The sequence below is a fragment of the Prevotella veroralis genome (genome assembly GCF_018127765.1).
GTDB lineage: Bacteria > Bacteroidota > Bacteroidia > Bacteroidales > Bacteroidaceae > Prevotella > Prevotella veroralis.
In genome coordinates this window covers 487,296-510,756 of the sequence record NZ_CP072330.1, presented here as the reverse complement: position 1 = coordinate 510,756, position 23,461 = coordinate 487,296, and the positions used below count along the sequence as shown (strand labels likewise).

The window sequence follows — 23,461 nt, the reverse complement described above, 5'->3', positions numbered from 1 at the left end:
AGGCTTCTTTTGGGGAGGCTTTCTATCCTACCACTGGTCCTCCCTCTTCCTTATTCTCCTTTTCTTTCGGTTTGGGTTTGGGCTTGGGGTTGGGGCTTTCTTTCTCTTTTCCTTTCCACTCTTCCCACTCAATATCCACATCTGACAAGCCACGAGTGGAAACGCGACCCTTACCAGCACCACGATAGCGGGTTTCAGGAATAAAGCGAACACGCACACCACGAATCAGAGTTGCGTTTACGTCTTCAGGTTTGTCTACGCCATTTTTACTTGTCACTGCTGTAAAATAGAACGAGCCTACACCATCAAGCTTCACCGAGCGACCCTGCGACATATAATCACCCATTACACCGCCTAGGGCTGTCAACACAGCGCGCACATCGGCAGGGCTAACTGTCGACTCGGCGGCAATACGTTTTGCAACCTGCTCGGTTGAAACTGGACTCATCACTAGAACGGACTCTGCATACCATTTGCCGTTCACATTCATTTTGATTTTCTTATAAAATCTCATTGATAAAAGATTGTTAATCTTTAAAGCGTAATTGTGGTACTGTCTTAAAAAAAGTGTGTAAGCTCCTTTTTTCTTATCTTTGTATTTGGAAACAATTAAATAAAGAAACAATGGAACTTACACAATTACAAATTTCGGAAATCCTTTCAAATTACACAAGTAGTAGCGAGGGTTTTGTTACTCTTCAGTCTTTAGTCATGAATTCTCTTATGAAACATGAACGTGATTTATTTGTCAACGAGAATGCCCATGAACAATGTAATGACTTTCGTTCTCGTCGTTGGTACAGTCTTGGTTTTGAGTTTTCTCTTCGTATTCCACGCAGTCGCAGTGGTAATTTCTATCCTGTTCTTTTAGGCTTAATTCGTAGTGAAAGTGAAGAACGTGCAAAGTTGTTCAACCTTCTTTACACCAAAGGTCTTACCACTGAGCAGATAGGTGAAATATCTGAAACCATTTATGGACGCACTTATAGCAAACAGCAAGTTTCTTATTTAAGTACCAGTTGCCGTGAAGACGTTAATCAATGGCTCAACCGCTCGCTTTCTTCTCATTATTTGGCTGTTTATATCGATGATGCTACTTTCATTGCCACTCGTAGGGACAAACAGGTTTCTAAAGAGGCTTATTATACCATTTTAGGAGTATTGGAAGATGGAAGCCGAGAGGTGTTAAGTGTAGTCAATCATCCCACTGAAGGGGCTATATGCTGGAAGGAAGAGCTTGAAATGTTGAAAGAGCGAGGAGTTACTCAAATAGACTTAGTAGTATCTGATGCACTTCAAGGAATACAGAATGCTGTTTGTGCAGCTTTCCCCCAGGCATCTCATCAGTTTTGCGTAGCTCATATTAAGCGACAAATACTAAATTGTGTCTCACATAAAGATAAACCGCAGATAGCAGAAGAACTCAATGAGGTCTTTGCTTTAGAAGACAAAGAGATGAAATCTTTGTTGGGATATGAACAATTTATTACTTTTGTAGCCAAATGGGAAAAGAAATACCCAATATTGAAAAAGTATAAAGCCGAGCGAGACATCGCTTACTTTACATATATGGACTTCCCTGTGCAAGTGCAAAGGTGCAATATACGACTAACTGGATTGAAAGACTTAATAGAAAATATAAGAGAACCATAAAAATGAGGACATCAATGCCTACAAGTAAGTCTGTGCTTTTCCTACTTGCAAGTGTTGCAATGCAAGAAACAAAAACAACATATGCAAGAAAAATTTATCAATGGAAATTCTGGAAACAAAAGAAAGAAAAATGAATAAGATACAAAGAAAAGAAGAAAGAACTTACACACTTCTTAGGACACTACCGTAATTGTTAACATCGACGAAATGTACTTTCGTGGGACACGGAAGTACAATCCGTGCCCCACGGGTCCTACTACCGTAGCCATCTCTTTTACAACTACTTTGGCACGGGCTTTGCTAAGTTCAGCTTCCAATTCCACTCCTCAGCATATTAATAATTATTGTTTATAGTTAGGCGGTCAGAGCTGACCGCCTGTGATTTAGATTTATGTCATGAAACTCTTGTGTACTCACAATATACTTGTTTTATTGCCGCTTGAGCAGTGGATAGCCGAGGTTACGGTTGTAATTGAGCACGCGTACGCTACCATGCCAAAATCCCAGCCCATAGGCTCCATTGTTGCCAGCTGGTGCTGGAGTGCTTGACCACACGGCACCATGGAAACCAATGTCTTGGAATTTCCCATTGAAGTAGTTGCCCATTGCTGGAATAAAGAAGTAGTGGCTTATATCAGAGGGATGCCCTTTCTTCAAATTCCAATTGTCATAACCAGGGAATGATGTCTTATGAGTGAGATCTTTCCCGTCGGGTGCTGTGTTGCGCAGTGCTGATAGGCTGACTCCGTTCTCAGATGCAATTACAGTTTGTTTCTTCAGCCAAATGCCACCAGTATAAGCATGCCCTAGAATGTACCAGCGAGTGGTGTCGTCCCAATGTGGATCTCCCTTGAGGGCATACCATGCAAGCTCGTTGACATTGGGGCAATCAGCACAACTGTTAGATGCACTCACTGCGGGGAACCCATAATACCAATCATAGCCTTCCACATCGTTATACCAGCGAACAGAGGCAGAGGCTTTGTCGTGCGGGTAGTTCCCGTTGGTATTGCCTTTAGTAGTAGGTTGAACAGTATCGAAGCCGAACCAATAGTGCTGACGTGCATCCCACATATAGTAAAGCCCCTTATAGAAAATAGGCATATCAAAACTTACAAGAAAAGTCTTGTTCAAGCCAGCCTCAAATTCAAGATTTGAATAGTTCCGTGTAATAACGGTACTTTGGTGAGTACTAAGATCTGTCAGTGTGTACTCGACTGTGATATTGTACTTACCAGGAGCGAGAACCATAGTCGCAGCATTGACGCTTGGGTCAGGTGAAGAGGGAAGTGTAAAGTCAGTTCCGCTTCCTCCCAACGCAAGTTCAATCGTGCGATTGGCAACAGATGCAACAGGGCGGTTATTCAAGTCCAACCCAGAATCGTTGAGTTTAAACTCTCCAGCAATCGCCTGATTGGCTTTCACCCTGATCTTCGTCAGACGCGAATTAGCAGCTACACCTTGAGCTGAATATGCAAGGAATGTAGCATAAGCCGACTTATGAGCAATATTAAACGAATAGGTACCTGTAGGTAGGCGTTTAGCTATAGCTACACCACAATCGCCAGCAACACCTAGCTGCGTGGCATTATTGGGCTTTTGCTGTGACTGGTGAGATTGGATCATAACTTTATCTGGAGAATCGCTCTCACCAGTGTAACGAACACTGTACTCTTCCCGTGTGAGTGCCCCAGGGAAATAGAATGAGACTGACGAGGCACAGTCCCCTGCTGGAACAAAGCCTGATCCACTATAGCCCTGATGGTTGCGAATCCAATGTGGCATGGCATCTGGATTACAAAGCCAAAGCCTATCATTCTCATTCCAACAAAAATCCAAGCCTCCTGCTCCGTCATACTTCCCAGAAGTTCGCGTGATAGGCGACGCCTTGGCTACGAAGCGGGTCACTGTATTCTCTGATCGATTGCCCTGCTCTGTAAGCGAATCGTCATTTCCACAGCTCACGGTCAGCACCAAAGCTATAGCCAAGGGGAATAATAATTTCATATACTCTAATTTCATTCTTTCTAGGATTAATGTTCAAGATTCGATCCTTCTTCCTCTTCAACGAATGTACCTTGCTTGGCAGGTACATAACCACCACTACCAGCATGACCTGCACCTCCTTGGAATGGAGATCCCGCCATTAAAGAACTCTCTGCTTCTACATGAAAAGCTCTGCACATAGGCTGAACATAAAATCTTCTCTCTAATTGAAACTTTTGCATAGCTTAATGAATTAAATAATGATTAATATAGTGAATAAAAATCCTGCGAAGCACTGTCGCCTGATTGGAAAATACAAATACCATATCTGACCTTCGTTTGCGAACAAGTAATATTATGTAGTCGCAAAAGAAGATAAGACAAAGTTCTTTCTCTAGAAAGATTTATTATCTTTACACACGCACGTATTAATAAAAGAGTGTGTAGATGTATTGTGTGTGTGTGTGTGTGTGTGTGTGTTAGCAAATTATTTGAATTAGCCAAACAAATAGTGCTAAAAGATGCAAAGTATCTGATAATTCTTTGCAGTACTTCATTCACTTGATATGTCATTGCTAATTGTTTCACGGCGGCAAAGGTAAGAAGAATAAATTAACTAGCCAAATAAAATAGGGAAAAAGAAGCCTCGACAATCAACCCAACCAGCCTCACCCCCGACCCCTCTCCGAATGGAGAGGGGAGTGAATAGTACTGTTTGCAGGGGATTTGCTGGCTAATGGATAGGGTGTTTATCAAGTGTTTACAATATAATAAAGATGGCTCAAAGGATATGTCATTAAAAGAATATGTCTCTCTGTATTATGTCTAAAGAATATGTTACTAACGCTCACGTTACTTTGTCTAAAAGAATATGCCATTATGTCTAAAGAAAATAAGGGACTGAAACATGAAAAATAAAATATAAATGTCTATCTTTGCAACTAGCTTTTATTCCTTAATTATAAACTATTACTAACATACAAGTACGATATGGAGAAGAAAAGAAGAATCGGACTCTTGCCAAGAGTGATTATTGCAATCCTATTAGGTATTGCTTTGGGCTATTTCCTCCCAGCCCCCGCAGTAAGAGTATTCCTCACGTTTAACGGCATTTTTAGCCAATTCCTTGGCTTCATGATTCCATTGATTATTATAGGACTCGTGACTCCTGCGATTGCAGGAATTGGTAAGGGAGCAGGTAAAATGCTATTAGCAACAGTTGTGATAGCATACGTTGATACTATCGTTGCTGGTAGTTTATCATACGGGACGGGCTCATGGTTATTCCCATCAATGATTGCCTCAACAGGAGGAAGTATGCCCCATATAGATAAGGCGACAGAGTTAGCCCCTTACTTTACTATCAGCATCCCAGCAATGGTTGATGTAATGAGTGGGTTGGTATTCTCTTTCATCGTAGGTTTAGGTATTGCTTATGGCGGACTTCGCACGTTGGAGAATGTCTTTAATGAGTTTAAACACATTATAGAAAAGGTGATTGAAAAGGCTATCATCCCTCTCCTACCTTATTATATATTCGGTGTTTTCCTCAATATGACCCATAACGGACAGGCAAGACAGGTGCTATTAGTGTTCTCACAGATTATCATTGTCATCCTTGTTCTGCATGTTCTTATCCTCATTTATGAGTTCTGCATTGCTGGAGCCCTTACTAAGCAGAACCCGTTCCGATTACTATGGAATATGTTACCAGCTTACCTCACAGCATTGGGAACAAGCTCTTCAGCAGCAACGATACCCGTCACGCTGGCACAGACAGAGAAAGCCGGCGTAAGGAAAGAGGTGGCAGGCTTCGTCATTCCCCTTTGTGCTACAATCCACCTCAGTGGCAGTGCGATGAAGATTACCGCATGCGCGCTCACCATCTGTTTATTGACAGGTTTGCCACATGGTATGGGCTTATTCATTTACTTCATACTCATGTTATCCATTATCATGGTGGCTGCACCGGGCGTACCAGGCGGTGCTATCATGGCAGCATTAGCCCCATTAGCTAGCATCTTAGGCTTTAATGACGAGGCACAAGCATTGATGATTGCCCTTTACATTGCGATGGATAGCTTCGGTACTGCCTGTAACGTAACAGGTGATGGAGCAATTGCCATTGCTATTAATAAGCTCTTTAAAAAGAATAAACTATAAAAATATATAGCAAAGATTACCACATTAGACTATCTTAAAAAGATGTTGTACCTTTGCAAGAAAGACAATTAAATATCTGTAAGAACATGGAAATAGTAGAACGATTTATCAACTACACGAAGTTTGACACACAATCGGCAGAAGATTCCGAGACCGTGCCGAGTACTCCCAAACAACTGATTTTTGCGAACTACCTCAAGGATGAGCTTGAGCGTGAAGGGCTAAAGGATGTTGAAATAGACGATATGGGGTATATCTATGCAACACTCCCTTCCAATACGAAGAAGAAAGTTCCAACAATTGGATTCATTTCTCATTACGATACAGCACTCGATGCTAGCGGTGCAAACATCAAGGCTCGTGTCATCAAGAACTACGATGGTGGCGATATACAACTTAACCCAAACATGATTAGTTCACCACGTCAATTCCCAGAACTATTGGAACATAAGGGCGAAGATCTTATTATTACTGATGGTACAACACTGCTGGGTGCAGACGACAAGGCTGGTATCGCAGAAATCGTACAGGCTATGTGTTTCTTGCGAGATCACAACGAGATTGAGCATGGAGACATCCGCATAGGCTTCAATCCAGATGAGGAAATTGGTAAGGGTGCCCATCACTTTGATGTAGAGAAGTTCGGGTGTGAATGGGGATACACGATTGATGGTGGTGACCTAGGCGAACTCGAATATGAGAACTTCAATGCTGCAGGCGTGAAGATATTAATTCATGGCGTTAGTGTTCACACTGGTTATGCTAAGGGAAAGATGGTCAATGCGAGTCGCCTAGCATGTGAGTTTAATGCGATGATCCCATCAGATGAAATCCCAGAGACTACTGAAGGTTATCAAGGGTTCTATCACCTTATTGGCATAGAGAGCCGTTGTGAAGAGGCAAAGTTAAGCTATATCATTCGTGACCATGACCGCGAGCACTTCGAAGACCGCAAGCGTTTCATTGAGAACTGCGTTAAGAAGATGAATGAGAAGTATGGTGCCGGTACTGTCGAACTAAAGATGAACGACCAATACTACAACATGAAGGAGAAGATTGACCCTAATATGCACGTCATAGAGCTAGTCCTTCGTGCCATGCAACAGGCTAACATTGCTCCAAAGGTACAACCTATTCGTGGCGGTACGGATGGTGCACAGCTTTCTTTCAAAGGTTTGCCTTGCCCTAACATCTTCGCTGGTGGCGTTAACTTCCATGGTCCTTACGAGTTTGTATCGGTACAGGTTATGGAGAAAGCCATGCAGGTTATCATTAATATCTGTAGGTTGACTGCGGAGTTTAATGATTGAGATACCCACCCCCTTCCCCTCCCCAAGGGAGGGGGGATTGAGATGTTCTAAGGGACATGAGTAAGATATCAATTAGAATAAGAACATATTTTTACAATAGATAAAACCACTATCATCAGCTTGCTTATGATGATAAGGTTAGAACAAAGACCTTTCTAAATTCTATGAATCGCTACGAAACAACAGATGCGTCGACTTACTATCTTTTACTTGAGCATGCGAGGTGGATGAGGAACAACCCCACTGAAGCAGAGAAGATTCTTTGGAAGTATCTTGCAAGTAATAGGATGGGAGTTCACTTCCGACAACAACATCCAATATATGGCTACATTCCCGACTTTGTATGCCTCAAGCAGAACCTCATTATAGAGTTAGATGGAGGATACCACTTGGTTGGAGAGCAACCACAAATAGATAAGGAACGCACAGAATGGCTAAGTAAAGAAGGCTATCGGGTTATCCGCTTCACTAATGAAGATGTATTCAATCGACTGGATGAGGTGCTGGATAAAATTGCAGAAGAGTTAGAAAATGCTAGCAAATGAGTTTAAAGGAGAGAGTAAATAAACTTAAAGAAGAGAACAAATAAGCGTAAAGGAACTCTGCAAATATACCCTATGATGTGAGCAAATATGCTTAATAAAGAAAGCAAATATGCTCAACGTTAAAAGCAAATATACTCAATAACGAGAGCAAAGACACTCCTGTCTCTCACACTGTCTCCCACTGATAGGAGATTGAAGAATAGCCACAGACAAGCAACCCCATACCATAGTAGTGTAAGTATTAACACCAACCAACCTCACATATCAAGCTCTCCTCCCTTAGGGAGGAGCTGGAGGTGGGTAAAAGTATTAACAACCATCAACACCACATATCAAGCCCTCCTCCCTTAGGGAGGAGCTGGAGGTGGGTAAAACATATATGGCAGAACTACCATCACTCGTCAAAGACCTTGCGCTGATACTTGTTGTAGCAGGGTTTGTAACACTATTATTCAAGAAACTAAAGCAACCCTTAGTACTGGGATACATTGTTGCTGGATTCTTGGTATCGCCTCACATGCCTTATCTGATGAGCGTTGTCGATAAGGCAAACATACACACATGGGCAGACATAGGTGTTATCTTCCTATTATTTGCATTGGGTTTAGACTTCTCCATAAAGAAGATACTCAAGATGGGAGCATCCCCCATCATAGCAGCCAGTACCATTATCCTCTGTATGATAACCTTAGGTATCGTCGTGGGATATAGTTTTGGATGGAAAGAGATGGACTGCATCTTCCTTGGCGGAATGCTTGCTATCAGCTCAACCACCATTATCTATAAGGCACTCAACGATATGGGACTCACACAGCAAGGTTTCGTACCCACGGTGATGAGTGTTCTCATCCTTGAAGACATCCTTGCCATTGTGATGATGGTAATGCTTAGTACGATAGCCAGTGGCACCAACCTTAATGGTGCGCAACTCTTCGGTAGCATAGCCAAGATAGGTTTCTTCCTTGTATTATGGTTTGTTATCGGACTCTTCGCAATACCTCTCTTCCTTCGTTCCACACGCAAACTCCTTAATAGCGAGACCCTCCTTGTTGTGTCATTGGGCTTATGTTGTCTCATGGCAGTTATATCCACACAAGTTGGATTCAGTGCCGCTTTTGGTGCATTCGTTATGGGAAGTATCTTGGCAGAGACTATCGAAGCAGATAAAATCATTCGACTCGTAGACCCTGTCAAGAACCTCTTTGGTGCCATCTTCTTCGTATCGGTTGGAATGTTGGTCGACCCACATATCCTCATCAGCTATGCCGTCCCCATCCTCTTACTCGTTCTAACCATCCTCTTGGGGCAAGCCATCTTCGGCACAATAGGCTTCCTACTCGGTGGTCAATCGCTGAAGAATGCAATGCGTTGTGGTTTCTCCATGGCACAAATTGGCGAGTTCGCCTTTATCATTGCCTCCTTAGGACTCTCCCTACATGTTATCAGTGACCACCTCTACCCAGTAGTTGTTGCTGTATCGGTTATTACCACCTTCCTCACGCCTTATATGATACGTGCAGCCGAGCCAAGCTACAACTTCATCATAGAACACCTGCCGAAGAAGTGGGTGCGTCGTATCAATCACATCCAAACAGAAACTCCTGAAGAGAATACAACTGGGCATAATCAATGGCATGAACTCATCAAGAAGATGCTGACGAACACAGTCATCTACGGTATTCTCTCGGCTGCCGTTATAGCGATCATGTTCTCCCTCACGCTTCCAATCTGTAGGAAGTTCTCTGTTGAATGGACGGGTACGCATTGGGCTGGTAATGCTGTTTGCGGATTCTTAACCATTGCTTTCATCTCTCCTTTCTTGCGTTCCATAGTGATGAAGCAGAACCATTCTGAAGCTTTCAAGACACTATGGATGGATAGGCGAATCAACCGATTGCCACTCATAGCAACCATTCTTGCACGTGTCGTAATTGCTATCAGTTTCATCTTCTACGTCTGCAACTATCTCACACGATTCCAGCATGCGTTCATTATTGCCATCGCTATCGGTGTGCTCATCCTCATGTTGCTATCAAGGCGACTGAAGGAAAGGAGTATCAAATTAGAGCGACTCTTCATACAGAACCTACGAAGTAGGGACATAGAAGCACAGGTGAAGGGTAAGAAGAAGCCGCTCTTTGCCGACCATCTCATTGATCGTGATATTCATATCAGTAACTTCAACCTACCGGAAGACTCGCTATGGGCTGGTAAGACATTACGAAGCCTGCGCCTCCGCAATCGCTTTGGCGTGCATATCAGTAGTATTCTTCGTGGCTCGCTACGCCTCAACATCCCTAATGGCGAAACGATCCTCTTCCCTGGTGACACGCTTCAAGCCATTGGAAATGATGAACAGTTAACGGCACTATCAAGAGCCATCAAGTCTGAACAGCAGCCCGAGGACACCGAGATAGAGAAGCGAGAAATGAAGCTCCGCCGCGTCACCTTATCAGAATCTAGCCCTTTCATTGGCAAGACCCTCAAAGAGAGTGGCATTCGAGATAAGTATAACTGCATGGTAGTAGGCGTCGATGAAGGGCAAGATAACCTAACCCTCATCACTCCTTCCCGCTGTTTACAGGCTGGAGATGTACTGTGGATAGTTGGCGAAGAAAGCAATTTGGCGAAGATACTAACGCTGAATTGAATACCTCAACAAGCCCCCTCCGAAGTAGGGGGATGTGCCAGGAAGGCTTATTTATATGTGTAAGGGAGGACAAACGAGGATATCTATTCACCCTTACGTACCAGTCTTTTGACGCACTACTAATACTTTGAAACCAGTTTTAAGTTAGTATTCAATCGTATTCCTATAAGCCCTATCATGTTCTACAAGTTTGTATAACGAATTATACAGACGTGTATAGTAGATTATACAAACGTGTATAATTGATTATACAGGCGTGTATAATTAGTTATACAGGCGTGTATAATTCATTATACAAACTTGTAGAACACAGTCAATAAAGGCTACATGCGAGTCTTATATAAGTAGAACTACCATTCGAGTGTAAGCTTCCTTTCATTGAAGAGAGGCTTCCTTTGCATTGAAGAGAGGCTTTCTTCGACCAGAGCAGAGGCTTTCCTTGATAGCAAGAGAGCCTCTTCTTGTTGAATCTATACGCATTTCAAGCCTTACTATCTGTACTTTTTTGTAACTTTGCAGGCACAACGCACAAGCGATGAAGATACAAGACATACAAAAACTATATGCTATCTTGCCACAGGTGGGGGCGATAACAAAGATACAAGAAGACCAACAAGTGAGAAGCATCTTCCTGCAAGGACTGGTGGCATCAGCCGCTCCAATGTTCTTTGCAGCTATAGCCGAACGATGGAAGAAGACGATTGTCTTCGTACTTAGTGATAATGAGGAGGCAGGCTATTTCTATAATGACTTAAAGACAATTACTATGCCCGAAGACGGCACGAGCAACACGGCAGAGGTGCTCTTCTTCCCCTCTTCCTATCGTCGTGCAGTCAAATATGGACAGAGGGATGCTGGGAATGAAATCCTGCGAACGGAGGTGCTCACACGCTTATCGGCATTGGCTACGGAGAAAGGGACGACTAACAGGCTCCCACTCTATATTGTTACCGACCCCTCGGCACTATCCGAGCAGGTTGTATCAAAGCGGCAGTTAGATGAACGGCGTCTCTCGCTTTCTGTCAATCAGCACATTGATATCGTTGAGGTAGAGAAGACCTTGCGCTCATTCGGGTTCACGGAAACCGATTATGTGTATGAGCCTGGACAATTCGCTGTACGTGGTAGTATTCTTGATGTTTATTCCTACTCTGGTGAACTGCCCTATCGTATCGACTTCTTTGGCGATGATATAGAGACGATTCGCACTTTCGAAGTAGAGAGCCAGTTATCAAGTAAGAAGTTAGAACACATAGAGGTTGTACCCGAACTGGCTACTCTGTTAGAAGAGAAAGTGCCGTTCCTTCACTTCTTGCCATCCGATAGTTTCCTTGCATTCAAAGACTTCCTTTATGTGCGTGATGCTATCGAAAACATTTATAAAGAGGGCTTCACTGCACAGGCATTAACGGTGCAGAGGGAGGGAAAGACAGAGGTGGAACAGCACGAACTGGAGCAGGCGTTCCGTAAAGAAGGGCAACTCATCACGGCATCACACTTTATGAATGAGGCTCTAAACTATCGTCGCATAGAGTTCGGAGTGACCCATTCTATCAGTGATACAGCAAAGAAAGCGGATGGGCAACATGTAACGATTCAATTTAACACGACCGCTCAACCGCTATTTCATAAGAACTTCGATCTACTGTCAAAGACGCTCCGTGACTATCTTCTACAGGGTTACAAGCTATACATCTTTGCGGATAGTGAGAAGCAAACAATACGCCTGAAAGATATATTCGAATCGTTATCTAACCCAGATATGGTACCCGATTCGGAGAATCTGTCAGTCGTTGAAGCTACTACCAATAGCCAAGGTGAAACCAAAGTTAGGGCTTTGCCATTCACTCCCGTTAACCGAACAATACACGAGGGATTCGTTGATAATACCTTAAAAGTATGTTTCTTCACAGATCATCAGATATTCGATAGATTCCATAAGTATAACCTCAAGTCAGATAAAGCACGTCAGGGCAAGATGGCACTGACGATGAAAGAACTGCAAGAGATGGAACCTGGCGACTTTCTTGTGCATGTTGACTTTGGTATCGGTAAGTTTGCTGGACTCGTCCGAGTGCCTACAGGCGATTCATATCAGGAAGTGATCCGCCTCGTTTATCAGCATAATGACATCGTGGATGTGTCCATTCATTCCCTTTATAAGATTAGTAAGTATCGCAGAGGCAATTCCGGTGAACCTCCATTGTTATCTGTCTTGGGCTCTGGAGCATGGGACAGATTGAAAGAGAGAGCGAAGAAACGAATCAAAGATCTTGCTCGTGACCTTATCAAACTATATGCTAAACGCCGCAGAGAAAAGGGCTTTGCTTTCTCGCCCGACTCGTTTATGCAACATGAATTGGAGGCTTCGTTCTTATATGAAGATACGCCCGACCAGCTAAAGGCAACGCAGGAACTGAAACAGGATATGGAAAGTGCACGCCCTATGGATCGACTGGTTTGTGGTGATGTGGGCTTTGGTAAGACCGAAGTCGCTATACGTGCTGCCTTCAAAGCTGCCGTAGATAACAAACAAGTGGCGGTATTAGTACCTACCACAGTATTGGCTTTTCAGCATTATCAAACATTCAAGAAGCGACTGAAGGATATGCCTGTTCGGGTGGATTACCTATCCCGTGCCCGTAGTGCAAAGCAAACGAAGCAGGTGATAGAAGACCTTGCCGAGGGGAAGATAAACATCCTTGTGGGTACGCATAAACTGATTGGTAAGACCGTAAAGTGGCATGACTTAGGATTGCTTATCATCGATGAGGAACAGAAGTTCGGGGTAACTACAAAGGAGAAGTTACGCCAGTTGAAGACGAATGTAGATACACTCACGATGTCGGCAACACCTATTCCACGAACGTTGCAGTTCTCTTTGATGGGCGCACGTGACATGAGTATCATGCGCACACCACCCCCCAATAGATATCCAATTCAGACCCAGATTGCCTCGTTCTCACATGAGGTAATAGCCGATGCGATTAACTTCGAGATGAGTCGCAATGGTCAGGTATATTTCGTGAATAACCGCGTTGGTAATCTTCCAGAGATAGCCAATCTTATTAAGAAGTATGTCCCAGACTGCCGTGTGGCAATAGGACATGGGCAGATGAAGCCTGAGGAACTAGAAAAAATCATCATGGGATTCATGAATTACGACTATGATGTGTTGCTCTCGACCACTATCGTGGAGAATGGAATTGATATTTCTAATGCAAATACCATAATCATTAATGAGGCTCATCGGTTCGGATTGTCTGACTTGCATCAGATGCGTGGTCGTGTGGGACGCTCTAACAAAAAGGCTTTCTGCTATCTTCTTGCTCCACCATTAGCTGCGCTTAACTCTGATGCACGCCATAGATTGCTGGCTTTGGAGACTTTCTCCGACTTAGGGAGTGGTTTTAATCTGGCTATGCAGGACCTTGATATTCGTGGTGCGGGTAATCTTCTGGGTTCGGAACAGAGTGGCTTTATGGAGGATTTGGGCTATGAAACCTATCAAAAGATACTTAGTCAGGCAGTCACCGAACTAAAGAATGACGAGTTCCAAGACCTTTATGCGGAGGAAATGAACGAAGGGAAGCAGATTACGGGAGATGACTTTATAGATGATTGCGCTGTTGAGAGCGACTTAGAGATGTACTTCCCAGATAACTATGTACCCGGTAGTTCGGAGCGAATGTTGCTTTATCGCGAATTAGATAACATTGAGAAAGATGAGGACTTAGAGGCTTATCGCCAACGTCTGATAGACCGTTTCGGTCCTGTTCCACGTCAAGGTGAGGAGTTGATGCAGGTTGTTGCGCTACGACGCATAGGCAAGCGATTGGGGTGCGAGAAGATTATTCTCAAGCAAGAACGCATGCAGATGCAGTTTGTCTCTAATCCCAACAGCATGTACTATCAAAGTGCTGCCTTCGGTAAGGTACTTAATTACATCGGTTATCATCCCCGCCAGTGTAACTTGAAAGAGAAGAATGGCAAGCGATCTATGGTAGTTAGCGATGTGAAGAGCGTTGAGCAGGCAGTGAAAGTATTGAGAGAGATCGACAAAGAGAATAATGACTTCTCTACCAAACAGAAACACTAAGTTCACTTCGCAGATTCATCCAATGGCGGAAGTCCGACCTCTTTCCGCCATTGGTTGACCATCTTCTCATTAAGTAAAGGACATAGTCCATTGCTATTTCTCTGTGTTCCGTATTTCTGAGGATGCCCTTCTCTTACATCAATCCTATCATGTAGAGCAGCAACTAAAGCAGCTTGAATGTTCCCTTCTGTCGCAGCTCTCTCCAACATAGGTAGATATTCTTTCTGTACATCCAAGGGCGCATGCTGAATGATTATCCATGCTGCCTCACAAGCAGAAGTGCCTACTTCTGTCTTTTTAGGGAAGCCGTGTTCTTTCAATATTTGCCTTATCTCGACTTGGTTGAGAGAGTCAATACTATCAGCACGAAGCCTTAACGCTATATCACGTTGTGTCTCCTCATGGTGCAACTGTCGGCTCAATATCCATTGTGTCCTATAAGCTTGGTCACGTTCAAGCATCTCTTCTAAATGGTTCTTCAGTGATAAATCATAGTTATAGATATCTGCTCGCTTATCAAACTCATCTTCATAAGAAGGCACAGTGGCAGAGTCTGGCATCTGATAGTAATCCTTTTCCATTCTTATACGGTGCTTATCAAACTTATAAGCAGCCTCATCTTTATCAACCATACGTAATTTATAAGCAACACTTGATAACTTGGAAGGAAAGATGTAACGATCATCTGCGAATGCTTCAGTATATACACGGATGGCATCATCATAACGCCCTTGCTCATAAAGAGAGTCGGCATGGAAGATAAGACGCCAATAATCATCCTGTGAGGAAGGCTTCTTGATATCTGAAGATACCAACTTAGGAGCGTTGCAAGAAAGGTTGAATCGTTTTAGAGTTAAGTCTTTCATACCCTCTAAAATAGAGCCAACTATCTCTAAATGTTCCAATCGGGTGACATCCCAATTATAATGTCCACAAGAGGCATAGGACTTATTCCTACTCTGAAGAATATAAATTATACCTTTCGTTTTATCATCTTTCAACACCCTATCTACACATATTATCCGATGTTTCCTCTTTTTTACGAAGAGGTTACGCCATACTATATTGGACTGCTGCGCCTGCTTCGGTTCATCAAAGAATATATGATAAACCCATAAACTGCCCTCATCCCTTATTTCATAATCAGGCTCAAATGTGATGATACCATTGCTGGCAAAACTCCAACAATCATTATTGATGGACTTAAGAGAATCTAATTGAAAGGGGACATCTCTCCTTATTTCATTCTGCATACGTTGCTCTTCTGTAAGTTTAGCAGAGCCACATGCAAATAGTAAAGATGACAGGACGATTGTTAGGATAACTTTGTTCATAAAAGAGTGTATTAGTCTTTGCAAATATATCAATTAATTCTATCTCATGCAAGTAAGCCAGTATAAAACCAAAAGAAAAACTTGCAAAAGTCATAAATCATGCTTAAATTTGCGAACATTAGAAAATCAATAAATAAAGAACTATGATTAAGAAATATGTAGAAGAGAACAAAGACAGAATGCTCGAGGAGTTATTCAGTCTGATACGCATACCAAGCGTAAGTGCACAAACAGCTCATAAGGAAGACATGGTGCGCTGTGCAGAACGTTGGAAGGAACTTTTGTTACAAGCAGGAGTTGACAAGGCAGAAGTGATGCCATCGAAGGGCAATCCTATGGTATATGCAGAGAGAATGGTTGACCCAAAGGCTAAAACCGTATTAGTTTATGGACATTATGATGTAATGCCTGCTGAACCTTTCGAGCTTTGGAAGACGGAGCCTTTCGAGCCAGTAATCAAAGATGGACACATTTGGGCACGTGGCGCTGATGATGATAAAGGGCAATCGTTCATGCAAGCAAAGGCTTTTGAGTATCTGAACAAGCATGACTTACTGAAACATAATATGAAGTTTATCTTCGAAGGTGAGGAGGAAATCGGCTCAGGAAGTCTTACTCCTTTCATCGAAGAGCATAAGGATTTGTTAGCTTGTGACGTGATTCTTGTTTCTGATACAGGTATTATCAGCCCTGATGTACCATCTATTACCACTGGTTTGCGTGGCTTGTCTTATTGGCAGATAGAGGTTACTGGTCCTGATCACGATTTACATTCTGGTACGTTCGGGGGTGCTGTGGCTAATCCAATCAATGTATTATGTAAGTTGATAGCTGACGTTACCGGTCCTGATGGTAAGATACGTATTCCAGGCTTCTATGATGACGTTGAGGAGGCTTCGGATGAGGAGCGTAAACTCGTCGCATCTATTCCTTTTAACGAAGAAGAATATAAGAAATCTATCGGAGTAAAGGCTCTATTCGGTGAAGAAGGCTATAGTACGATTGAGCGCACAGGCTATCGTCCGTCGTTCGATGTATGTGGAATTTGGGGTGGATATACTGGCGATGGTGCCAAAACGGTTATTCCTTCAAAGGCATACGCAAAGATTTCTTCTCGTTTAGTACCTCATCAAGACCATAATGAGATTAGTCAATTAGTGGTAGACTACTTTAATCGCGTTGCTCCTGATACTGTTACGGTGAAGGTTGAGAAGCATCATGGTGGCTATGGGTACGTTTGTCCTATTGATTTCCCAGCTTATAAGGCAGCAGAACGTGGCTTCGAGGCGGTATTCGGAAAGCGTCCTTTGCCTGTTCGCATTGGTGGTTCTATTCCTATTATCTCAACATTCGAGAAGTTACTCGGTGCTAAGAGCGTCCTGATGGGCTTCGGTTTGGAGTCAAATGCTATCCACTCTCCAAACGAGAATATGCCTGTCGACCTCTGGTTGAAGGGTATTGAGACCATTATCAACTTCCATCTCGAATACGATAAGGAGGCATAACGAAGGCTAGAAAGAGATCATAAAGGTAGGGATAAACGAATCGTTTGATCTAAGGGAAGCATACTTCCAGACGGACGAATCGTATATCCCTACCTTTACTCTGCAATAATAAAAAGGAGTAAATGTTTGGCATTATCACAAACAATCACTACCTTTGCACGACTATCACATGGGCTTGTTTGGATTTGACGGCAAGACGGAATGGTACGTAAGCACGCGGAGCGTCGTTAGTTTGCTCCTTAATATCAGCTATCAAACAATTAATTGGCGAAAACAATTACGCTCTCGCTGCCTAACCGAAGTACAGTAGGTTACTGGCTTTATCCGACTATTAGATAGTTGGACGAGACATCGCTCCGAGGATGTGGTTCCGAATCCAGAGATCAAGCGATGCAGGTTCAATCGGAAATAGTCAGTGTATGCCTCGATGCACTGATGAAGATTTAGAGGATAAGATGTTGGTTGGTGGTCCAGGTCTTGCCGACATACGAAAATCGAAGGCTGGAATAAACGTGTAGAAAGCGTATGGTTTCCTTGTGCGGACGTGGGTTCGACTCCCACCAGGTCCACATCTGAGAAAATAACATCAAAGAAGTAGGGACAGACAAAGGTATCTGTCCCTACTTTCTGTTTTATATTATCTTGCCTTTCCACACTACTTACCAGACAAGAATATTCCTTACATCTTTACTCATGATAGCTGTTTAGCTTTGAGAGATAATACTTCTTGAAGTCACTCCACTTATAATAATATGGTGTAGAAGTCTTTGGGAGGGGCAGCGTTGCTTCCTCTTCATTCAATAAAACTTTCACAAGCGTTTCAGCCTTAGGCTTCTTCGGATTCTTATAGAACGCGAATTGAATGTTAGCGGCCATAGGGACAATGCGTGTAGAACTCCAACCTTTCAGGTCAAGACTATCTATATCCGATACTCTGATGTCACTATTATTCAGATTAAGCAAACAGGTCAACGGCATAACCATTGTGTCATGTCCGAAACGAAGTGTCGCACCGGGATGAGGAAGTGCCAAACAAGAATCGGCATCAGTGATAATCTTACGCAAGAGATTGCGCTGTGAAAAAGGTTGATTACCTCCGCTTTGCGGTGCACTAGCATAACGCAAATACCACCAAGCATTACTACGTTCCCAAAGACGATATAATTCTTCTGACGTAAAGAGATTGTACAATGAAAGCGAATGGCGTATTTCCGAGTTCTGAACAATACTAGCCAGACTGAAAAGATCGAATGAGAGTTGACCAGCATCCACCTTCTTTGCCACATATTCCTTATCCTTAAAGAGGCGAGTCATCAAAGGTTTTGTGTCAATATTGCGTTTGCCCCATTCGTCAATCGTATTCTTTACAGCACTACTATCCCTTTGGTGAGACAATTTTTTGTCTGATTGATTCATAAAATACATATCATGTGCACTCGCATCATGCCTAATTCGCAAGCGAGGATTATGTCGAATCAGCTCTTGCAGTTCGTTTTCCATGGACAGAATACAGCGGATAACATCCGTAGACTTAGCATCTATCCACACAGAATCACGAAAAACAGATGGGAAACGTTCGTACATTCTTCTCGCAATCTGCTGATGTTGTTGTGCTCCCAGAGGGGTCAATTCGCCCCATCGCTTATAGGATTCTGCATACATGAGGCGTAATTTCTTCAACACACCTACCCCCTCATTCGTCAAAACTCCAGCAGAATCAGCCCGTTCAAGCGTTTCAATCGGTCGAAGATATTGCTGCGCATGAATGAGATAGCGCGAACCATGTCGCCCATAATGCGAGAGATACACAGGGAAATAGCCTGACGGAGCAGGTGTCAGCTTACCAGAAGGAGTCGGATAAGCTAGGTAATTGTTGGCAGAAAGTTCTGGATGAGCACTAATCTGCTGTTTGAACGATTGTGCTGTGACGTGTAGAGATGCCGAAAATGCCAGCACGCAAAGCCAAAAAAGATGTTTCTTCATATCGTTTTGATTTGTTCTAATAGCAATACAAAGGTAAGCATTTTCCATAAAGGCACATAAGAATAAACTAAATAATAGCTTATTTCACTGAAATTCGATAGTTGTTTTTCTATAGAATATACAATGAATAGAAGCAAAAGACGCCCGCTTGTTTTGTAAAATAATATTGCCAATCTGATAGGTTATTACTGCGATATTCTGGAAAGCATACTTACTTTGCCTCGAAATATTCGATTCTTGAGAGCAATAACTCTTGTTGTTCTAACAGGCTAATAACCAATCTGTTATAAATAACGCTATCATATTATTAGAAGAAAGCAGATAGATTTTAACGAAATTGGAGCATATTTTAGCCCAAAACAATGGTTATTTCCGTAAAAAATGATAGTACTTTTTCGTAAAAACGATAGTACTTTTCACTAAAAACGATAGTACTTTTTCATAAAAAGGTACTATCGTTTTGAGTTTATTGGTATTTAGTGACTCCCAAAACCAATATTCGTTTCTAGAAAGAGCTAATTAGGAAATTTAGAATGTAAAATATCTTCTTAATTAATTCGTCTATACGAATCATCTAAAAAGATACTAGAAAAGATTAGGAAACAGCCGAAAAAACTATCTAACAGAAGCACTTTTCCCACTCACGGAAGCGGAGAACACCCTCATCACCGAACTTCAATAGGCTCTTTTCCGCCTGTTCAATCGTCTTCTCTCGATCTAGGTGCGTCTTAGAAAAGAACTTATCAGCATAACAAATCACCTTTTCTTCCATCGTTTCGGGTAGGAAATCTTGCTGCGGAAGAGGGAGGTTTTGCGCTATAATCTGCGCTTTTGTAATCCCAGCACCCGTATGTCGCTCACAAACACGAGCATGGCGTGGGAAGCCTTCTGACCTTAATAACTCTGCTCCGATACGCCCGTGACAGATGTAAGGTTCGGTTCCGAAACACTGAATGCCAGCCGCATCGCACTTGAAAATACCTATATCATGCAGCATAGCGGCCTCCTCCAAGAACGCACAATCAAGCTTTAATTCTGGATGATGAGTCGCTATTGCTAATGCCTTATCAGCCACACTGCGACTATGAACTAAGAGGATGTGACGAAGCTCATTGTCGGTTGGGTAATACTTATTGATGATTGAAAGATAATCCATAGTCATAAACGAAAAAGTCACGGTCTCACTCAATAGTAATAGACCGTGACTTAATATTTTTTTAATGCGTTTTACTTATTCAGCATGCTCACGCTCAATGTAAGCAATAACATCGCCCTTGTTCACCTTAGCACCTTGCTTAGCGTTGATCTCAACCAACTTACCACCGAGTGCAGCTGGAACAGTGACGAACTCGCCCCAAGGAGCCTGGATATAACAGAAAGCATCGCCCTCTTTATACTCCTTGCCAATGAATGGCTCTACAGCTGGAGCAGCCTCACCATCGCCCTGGAACTCCCAGAACAACTGACCTTTGACAGGAGCAACAAGTGCATCTGCCTTTGCATGCTTAAAGGCTGCAGCCTCTTCTGGGCTAACCTTTGCGCCGAGCTTAGCATCCTTAGCAGCTTGAAGGTCAGCCAAGAAGTTCTTCTTAGCCTGTCCGCTCTTGTAGTTGCGATACTGCTCTGGGTGCATAGCCAATTCGAAGAGTTCCTCCTCATCCTGACCATAGTCCCAACCATTCTCGTCCATTTCCTTGCGGAAATCCTCAAGATTGTTCTTCAACAATGTATGTGGGTCTGCATCTGTGAACTCAAGTCCCTTCTGCTTAGCTAAGTCTTTCAACTCTTGACAGATCTCACCTGGTACACGACCACTCTTTCCGAGGATCATACCCCACATAGAATCGTCCATCATAACGAAGCGTCCCTTACCCTGCTCAAGAGTGAGGAGGTTCATCAATGCGATGTTCTTAGTATATTGTGAGAATGGAGTTACCAATGGAGGATATCCTACACGAGGCCAAACATAAGCAACCTCATTAAACAATCTAATCAACATATCGTCAACAGAAAGCTCTTCCTCTCCCTTCTTCTTACGGAGGTTATTAATGGTAGAGCGAATACCACCGAGGTCGGCCATCATTGAACCCATCATACCACCAGGCAAACCACAGCTAAGAAGCAATGAACTCATGATCTTATTCTGTGGATTAATGAAGTAACCCAACCACTCATCAATGAATTCCTGTGTCATAGCACGCGCCTTCATATAGGCGTCCATATTGATCTCTGGTACATCAAAGCCTGCATTCTTCAACATACTTTGTACAGAGATAACGTCTGGGTGCACTTTACCCCATGACAATGGCTCCATAGCAACATCAAGGATATCGATTCCATTCTTAGCAACTTCCAACATAGATGCCATTGAAAGACCTGGACCTGAGTGACCATGATACTCCAGCAACACATCTGGGTGCTTCTCCTTAATGCGACGAGTAAGCTCACCTAAAAAAGCAGGCTGACCTATACCAGCCATATCCTTTAAACAGATTTCCTCTGCACCAGCTGCGATTTCCTCATCAGCTAACTTGGTGTAATAATCCAAAGTGTGAACAGGAGAAGTTGTGATACACAATGTTCCCTGTGGAGTCATGCCTCCCTCCTTAGCCCACTTCAATGCAGGAGCAATATTACGGATATCGTTCAGACCATCAAAAAGACGTGTAATATCAACGCCCTGTGCATGCTTTACACGATACATCATCGCACGAACATCGTCAGGAACAGGATACATACGCAAAGCATTCAAGCCACGATCAAGCATGTGAGTCTTGATACCTGCCTCATGCAGAATCTTGGTATAAGCACGAACAGCCTCATTAGGGTTCTCACCAGCCAACAAATTAACCTGTTCGAAGGCTCCACCATTGGTTTCTACACGCGCAAAACAACCCATCTCAACAAAGAGAGGAGCTATACGTACCAACTCATCCTTACGTGGCTGGAACTTACCAGAGCTCTGCCACATGTCTCGGTAAATGAGACTGAACTGTATTTTCTTTCCCATATCTTATATTATTTCTATCTAAATGAAGGTGATTGCAACCTGCAATCTCGGCTTGCAAAATTAGATAAAAAATTCCAAAAATCATCTGACATACAATATTTTTTGCAATAATTGACTATCTTTGCAGCATAAAAACAACGTACATGAAGAATTTCTTTTTCCCTCTTTTAAGTCTCTCTCTATTGTTGCTTACGGCATGTTATAACCAAGCTTCAACAGGTGATCATGGGGCTATAGACATTGAAACAAGTCTGAAAGGTGATAGTACTCGATATGGACTGGCATGTGATGGGTGCTCTGATTCGGTCATAGTCTTCCTCCCGGATGAGGGTGGAGACCCTATAAAGTTTGACATTGTGACGGCTAAACGTAATAACATGGTATATGGTGATATACAGATTGGAGATAAACTGGCGATTCTTCCGAACCCTATTGATCCATACGAAGCAGCTATGGTTATCGACCTTGAACAGATGAAAGGGACATGGACGTTTCAGGTTCTTCCGAAGTTGAAACCTAACCCAACGAAGACAGAAGATGAGATTCTTGCAGGGATGAGTGACTCTTTGAAGAAAGCTCTCTTCATTCCTCGAGAGTATGGATTCACGCTCAAGAGTTATAACCAAGCATCTCCTGTTGGTTATATTCTCAAATCAAACTCCCTAGAAGATGAGAGTCCTGTAGAATACCCGAAAGTAACGGTTTACACCAGTTGGCATATCTACAACGGTTGGTTGTATATATATAAGGACACCATTGATGAGCACGGACACCGTATTCCACAAGACTCTGTTGGCTTTGATGCAGGCTCTATGCGTTACCTATCAGCCGATTCTATGGCTGCTCTCTTCGGTAAGAAAGTCATGCAATACCATCGTAAGAAGAGTGCAATGGAGGCTAACAAGGAAGCACAAGAGGCTGAGGCAAAGGCTGCAAAGCAGGACACAATAAAGAAGTAAGACCTCTCTTTTTAGCTCAACAAACATAATTCATAATTCAAAATTATGGTTACTTCGAGTTGACGAGTTGATCGGTCAACAAGTGGACTGGTTATTTGTTCTGTGAAATAGAGCACAACAAAGTAGGGACAGACGAGGGCATCTGTCCCTACTTTGAAGCAGGCTTTTCAATCAACAACACATGACTTATCACTATCAAGAAACATACATCAAATAGAGAGAGGCACCACATCACTTTCGTTCAAACTATCTTTCTTTAGACAA

Annotated in this window: 14 protein-coding genes, 1 other RNA gene and 1 pseudogene; 9 read left to right on the top strand and 7 right to left on the bottom strand. The window is 42.9% G+C overall.

The window, feature by feature from the left end; genetic code table 11:
* Positions 1-22 precede the first annotated feature (22 nt).
* On the bottom strand, positions 23-514 hold the full coding sequence (locus J5A55_RS02065; protein WP_039850963.1) for an HU family DNA-binding protein: 492 nt from the start codon (positions 512-514) through the stop codon (positions 23-25).
* A gap of 110 nt (positions 515-624) precedes the next feature.
* Here J5A55_RS02065 and J5A55_RS02060 point away from each other — a divergent pair.
* Positions 625-1,787, top strand: a pseudogene (locus J5A55_RS02060) (IS256 family transposase).
* A 295-nt stretch (positions 1,788-2,082) separates the two neighbouring features.
* Here the strand turns inward: J5A55_RS02060 and J5A55_RS02055 are convergent.
* Both J5A55_RS02055 and J5A55_RS02050 read right to left on the bottom strand, forming a co-directional pair.
* Complete coding sequence (locus tag J5A55_RS02055; protein WP_155813767.1) at positions 2,083-3,660, bottom strand: hypothetical protein; 1,578 nt, start codon at positions 3,658-3,660, stop codon at positions 2,083-2,085.
* Between the two features lie 26 nt (positions 3,661-3,686).
* Positions 3,687-3,839: a hypothetical protein gene (locus tag J5A55_RS02050; RefSeq protein ID WP_211802934.1), complete on the bottom strand. Its 153-nt coding sequence runs from the start codon at positions 3,837-3,839 to the stop codon at positions 3,687-3,689.
* A gap of 790 nt (positions 3,840-4,629) precedes the next feature.
* Between J5A55_RS02050 and J5A55_RS02045 the strand changes: the two genes are divergently transcribed.
* The 5 genes from J5A55_RS02045 (at position 4,630) to mfd (ending at position 14,406) form a co-directional block, all read left to right on the top strand.
* Positions 4,630-5,802 carry a dicarboxylate/amino acid:cation symporter gene (locus J5A55_RS02045; protein ID WP_004382510.1) on the top strand — a complete coding sequence of 391 codons (1,173 nt, stop codon included), beginning with the start codon at positions 4,630-4,632 and terminating at the stop codon, positions 5,800-5,802.
* A gap of 86 nt (positions 5,803-5,888) precedes the next feature.
* A complete protein-coding gene (gene pepT, locus J5A55_RS02040; RefSeq protein ID WP_004382509.1) occupies positions 5,889-7,112 on the top strand; it encodes a peptidase T in 1,224 nt (407 codons plus the stop codon).
* Positions 7,113-7,276: 164 nt separating this feature from the next.
* On the top strand, positions 7,277-7,657 hold the full coding sequence (locus J5A55_RS02035) for an endonuclease domain-containing protein (RefSeq protein WP_004382508.1): 381 nt from the start codon (positions 7,277-7,279) through the stop codon (positions 7,655-7,657).
* A 379-nt stretch (positions 7,658-8,036) separates the two neighbouring features.
* On the top strand, positions 8,037-10,307 hold the full coding sequence (locus J5A55_RS02030) for a cation:proton antiporter (protein ID WP_004382507.1): 2,271 nt from the start codon (positions 8,037-8,039) through the stop codon (positions 10,305-10,307).
* A gap of 535 nt (positions 10,308-10,842) precedes the next feature.
* Positions 10,843-14,406, top strand: coding sequence for a transcription-repair coupling factor (mfd, locus tag J5A55_RS02025; RefSeq protein ID WP_004382505.1), 3,564 nt, complete (start codon positions 10,843-10,845; stop codon positions 14,404-14,406).
* Positions 14,407-14,408: 2 nt separating this feature from the next.
* Here the strand turns inward: mfd and J5A55_RS02020 are convergent, their stop codons facing one another.
* Positions 14,409-15,740: a DUF6624 domain-containing protein gene (locus tag J5A55_RS02020; protein ID WP_004382504.1), complete on the bottom strand. Its 1,332-nt coding sequence runs from the start codon at positions 15,738-15,740 to the stop codon at positions 14,409-14,411.
* A gap of 143 nt (positions 15,741-15,883) precedes the next feature.
* On the opposite strand from J5A55_RS02020, the gene J5A55_RS02015 reads away from it, so the two are divergent.
* Positions 15,884-17,245 (top strand): dipeptidase, encoded by a 1,362-nt coding sequence (locus tag J5A55_RS02015; protein WP_004382503.1) that lies wholly within the window; start codon positions 15,884-15,886, stop codon positions 17,243-17,245.
* A 171-nt stretch (positions 17,246-17,416) separates the two neighbouring features.
* Positions 17,417-17,817: a transfer-messenger RNA gene (gene ssrA / locus J5A55_RS02010) on the top strand.
* A gap of 115 nt (positions 17,818-17,932) precedes the next feature.
* On the opposite strand, the gene J5A55_RS02005 is transcribed toward ssrA, so the two are convergent.
* The 3 genes from J5A55_RS02005 to J5A55_RS01995 all read right to left on the bottom strand — a co-directional run bounded on the left by J5A55_RS02005 (position 17,933) and on the right by J5A55_RS01995 (position 22,238).
* Positions 17,933-19,228, bottom strand: coding sequence for a histidine phosphatase family protein (locus J5A55_RS02005; protein WP_039850961.1), 1,296 nt, complete (start codon positions 19,226-19,228; stop codon positions 17,933-17,935).
* A 619-nt stretch (positions 19,229-19,847) separates the two neighbouring features.
* On the bottom strand, positions 19,848-20,384 hold the full coding sequence (locus J5A55_RS02000) for an HDIG domain-containing metalloprotein (RefSeq protein WP_039850960.1): 537 nt from the start codon (positions 20,382-20,384) through the stop codon (positions 19,848-19,850).
* Positions 20,385-20,459: 75 nt separating this feature from the next.
* Positions 20,460-22,238: a biotin/lipoyl-binding protein gene (locus J5A55_RS01995; RefSeq protein WP_004382500.1), complete on the bottom strand. Its 1,779-nt coding sequence runs from the start codon at positions 22,236-22,238 to the stop codon at positions 20,460-20,462.
* A 143-nt stretch (positions 22,239-22,381) separates the two neighbouring features.
* On the opposite strand from J5A55_RS01995, the gene J5A55_RS01990 reads away from it, so the two are divergent.
* Complete coding sequence (locus J5A55_RS01990; RefSeq protein ID WP_004382499.1) at positions 22,382-23,197, top strand: hypothetical protein; 816 nt, start codon at positions 22,382-22,384, stop codon at positions 23,195-23,197.
* The last annotated feature ends 264 nt before the right edge of the window (positions 23,198-23,461 follow it).

What these genes read in the sequence shown, in the direction of transcription:
- pepT (WP_004382509.1), top strand. Translation starts at nt 5,889, where the DNA reads ATGGAAATAGTAGAACGATTTATCAACTACACGAAGTTTGACACACAA.
- J5A55_RS01995 (WP_004382500.1), bottom strand. Translation starts at nt 22,238, where the DNA reads ATGGGAAAGAAAATACAGTTCAGTCTCATTTACCGAGACATGTGGCAG.
- J5A55_RS02045 (WP_004382510.1), top strand. Translation starts at nt 4,630, where the DNA reads ATGGAGAAGAAAAGAAGAATCGGACTCTTGCCAAGAGTGATTATTGCA.
- J5A55_RS02020 (WP_004382504.1), bottom strand. Translation starts at nt 15,740, where the DNA reads ATGAACAAAGTTATCCTAACAATCGTCCTGTCATCTTTACTATTTGCA.
- J5A55_RS02055 (WP_155813767.1), bottom strand. Translation starts at nt 3,660, where the DNA reads ATGAAATTATTATTCCCCTTGGCTATAGCTTTGGTGCTGACCGTGAGC.
- J5A55_RS01990 (WP_004382499.1), top strand. Translation starts at nt 22,382, where the DNA reads ATGAAGAATTTCTTTTTCCCTCTTTTAAGTCTCTCTCTATTGTTGCTT.
- mfd (WP_004382505.1), top strand. Translation starts at nt 10,843, where the DNA reads ATGAAGATACAAGACATACAAAAACTATATGCTATCTTGCCACAGGTG.
- J5A55_RS02015 (WP_004382503.1), top strand. Translation starts at nt 15,884, where the DNA reads ATGATTAAGAAATATGTAGAAGAGAACAAAGACAGAATGCTCGAGGAG.
- J5A55_RS02030 (WP_004382507.1), top strand. Translation starts at nt 8,037, where the DNA reads ATGGCAGAACTACCATCACTCGTCAAAGACCTTGCGCTGATACTTGTT.
- J5A55_RS02000 (WP_039850960.1), bottom strand. Translation starts at nt 20,384, where the DNA reads ATGGATTATCTTTCAATCATCAATAAGTATTACCCAACCGACAATGAG.
- J5A55_RS02050 (WP_211802934.1), bottom strand. Translation starts at nt 3,839, where the DNA reads ATGTGCAGAGCTTTTCATGTAGAAGCAGAGAGTTCTTTAATGGCGGGA.
- J5A55_RS02035 (WP_004382508.1), top strand. Translation starts at nt 7,277, where the DNA reads ATGAATCGCTACGAAACAACAGATGCGTCGACTTACTATCTTTTACTT.
- J5A55_RS02005 (WP_039850961.1), bottom strand. Translation starts at nt 19,228, where the DNA reads ATGAAGAAACATCTTTTTTGGCTTTGCGTGCTGGCATTTTCGGCATCT.
- J5A55_RS02065 (WP_039850963.1), bottom strand. Translation starts at nt 514, where the DNA reads ATGAGATTTTATAAGAAAATCAAAATGAATGTGAACGGCAAATGGTAT.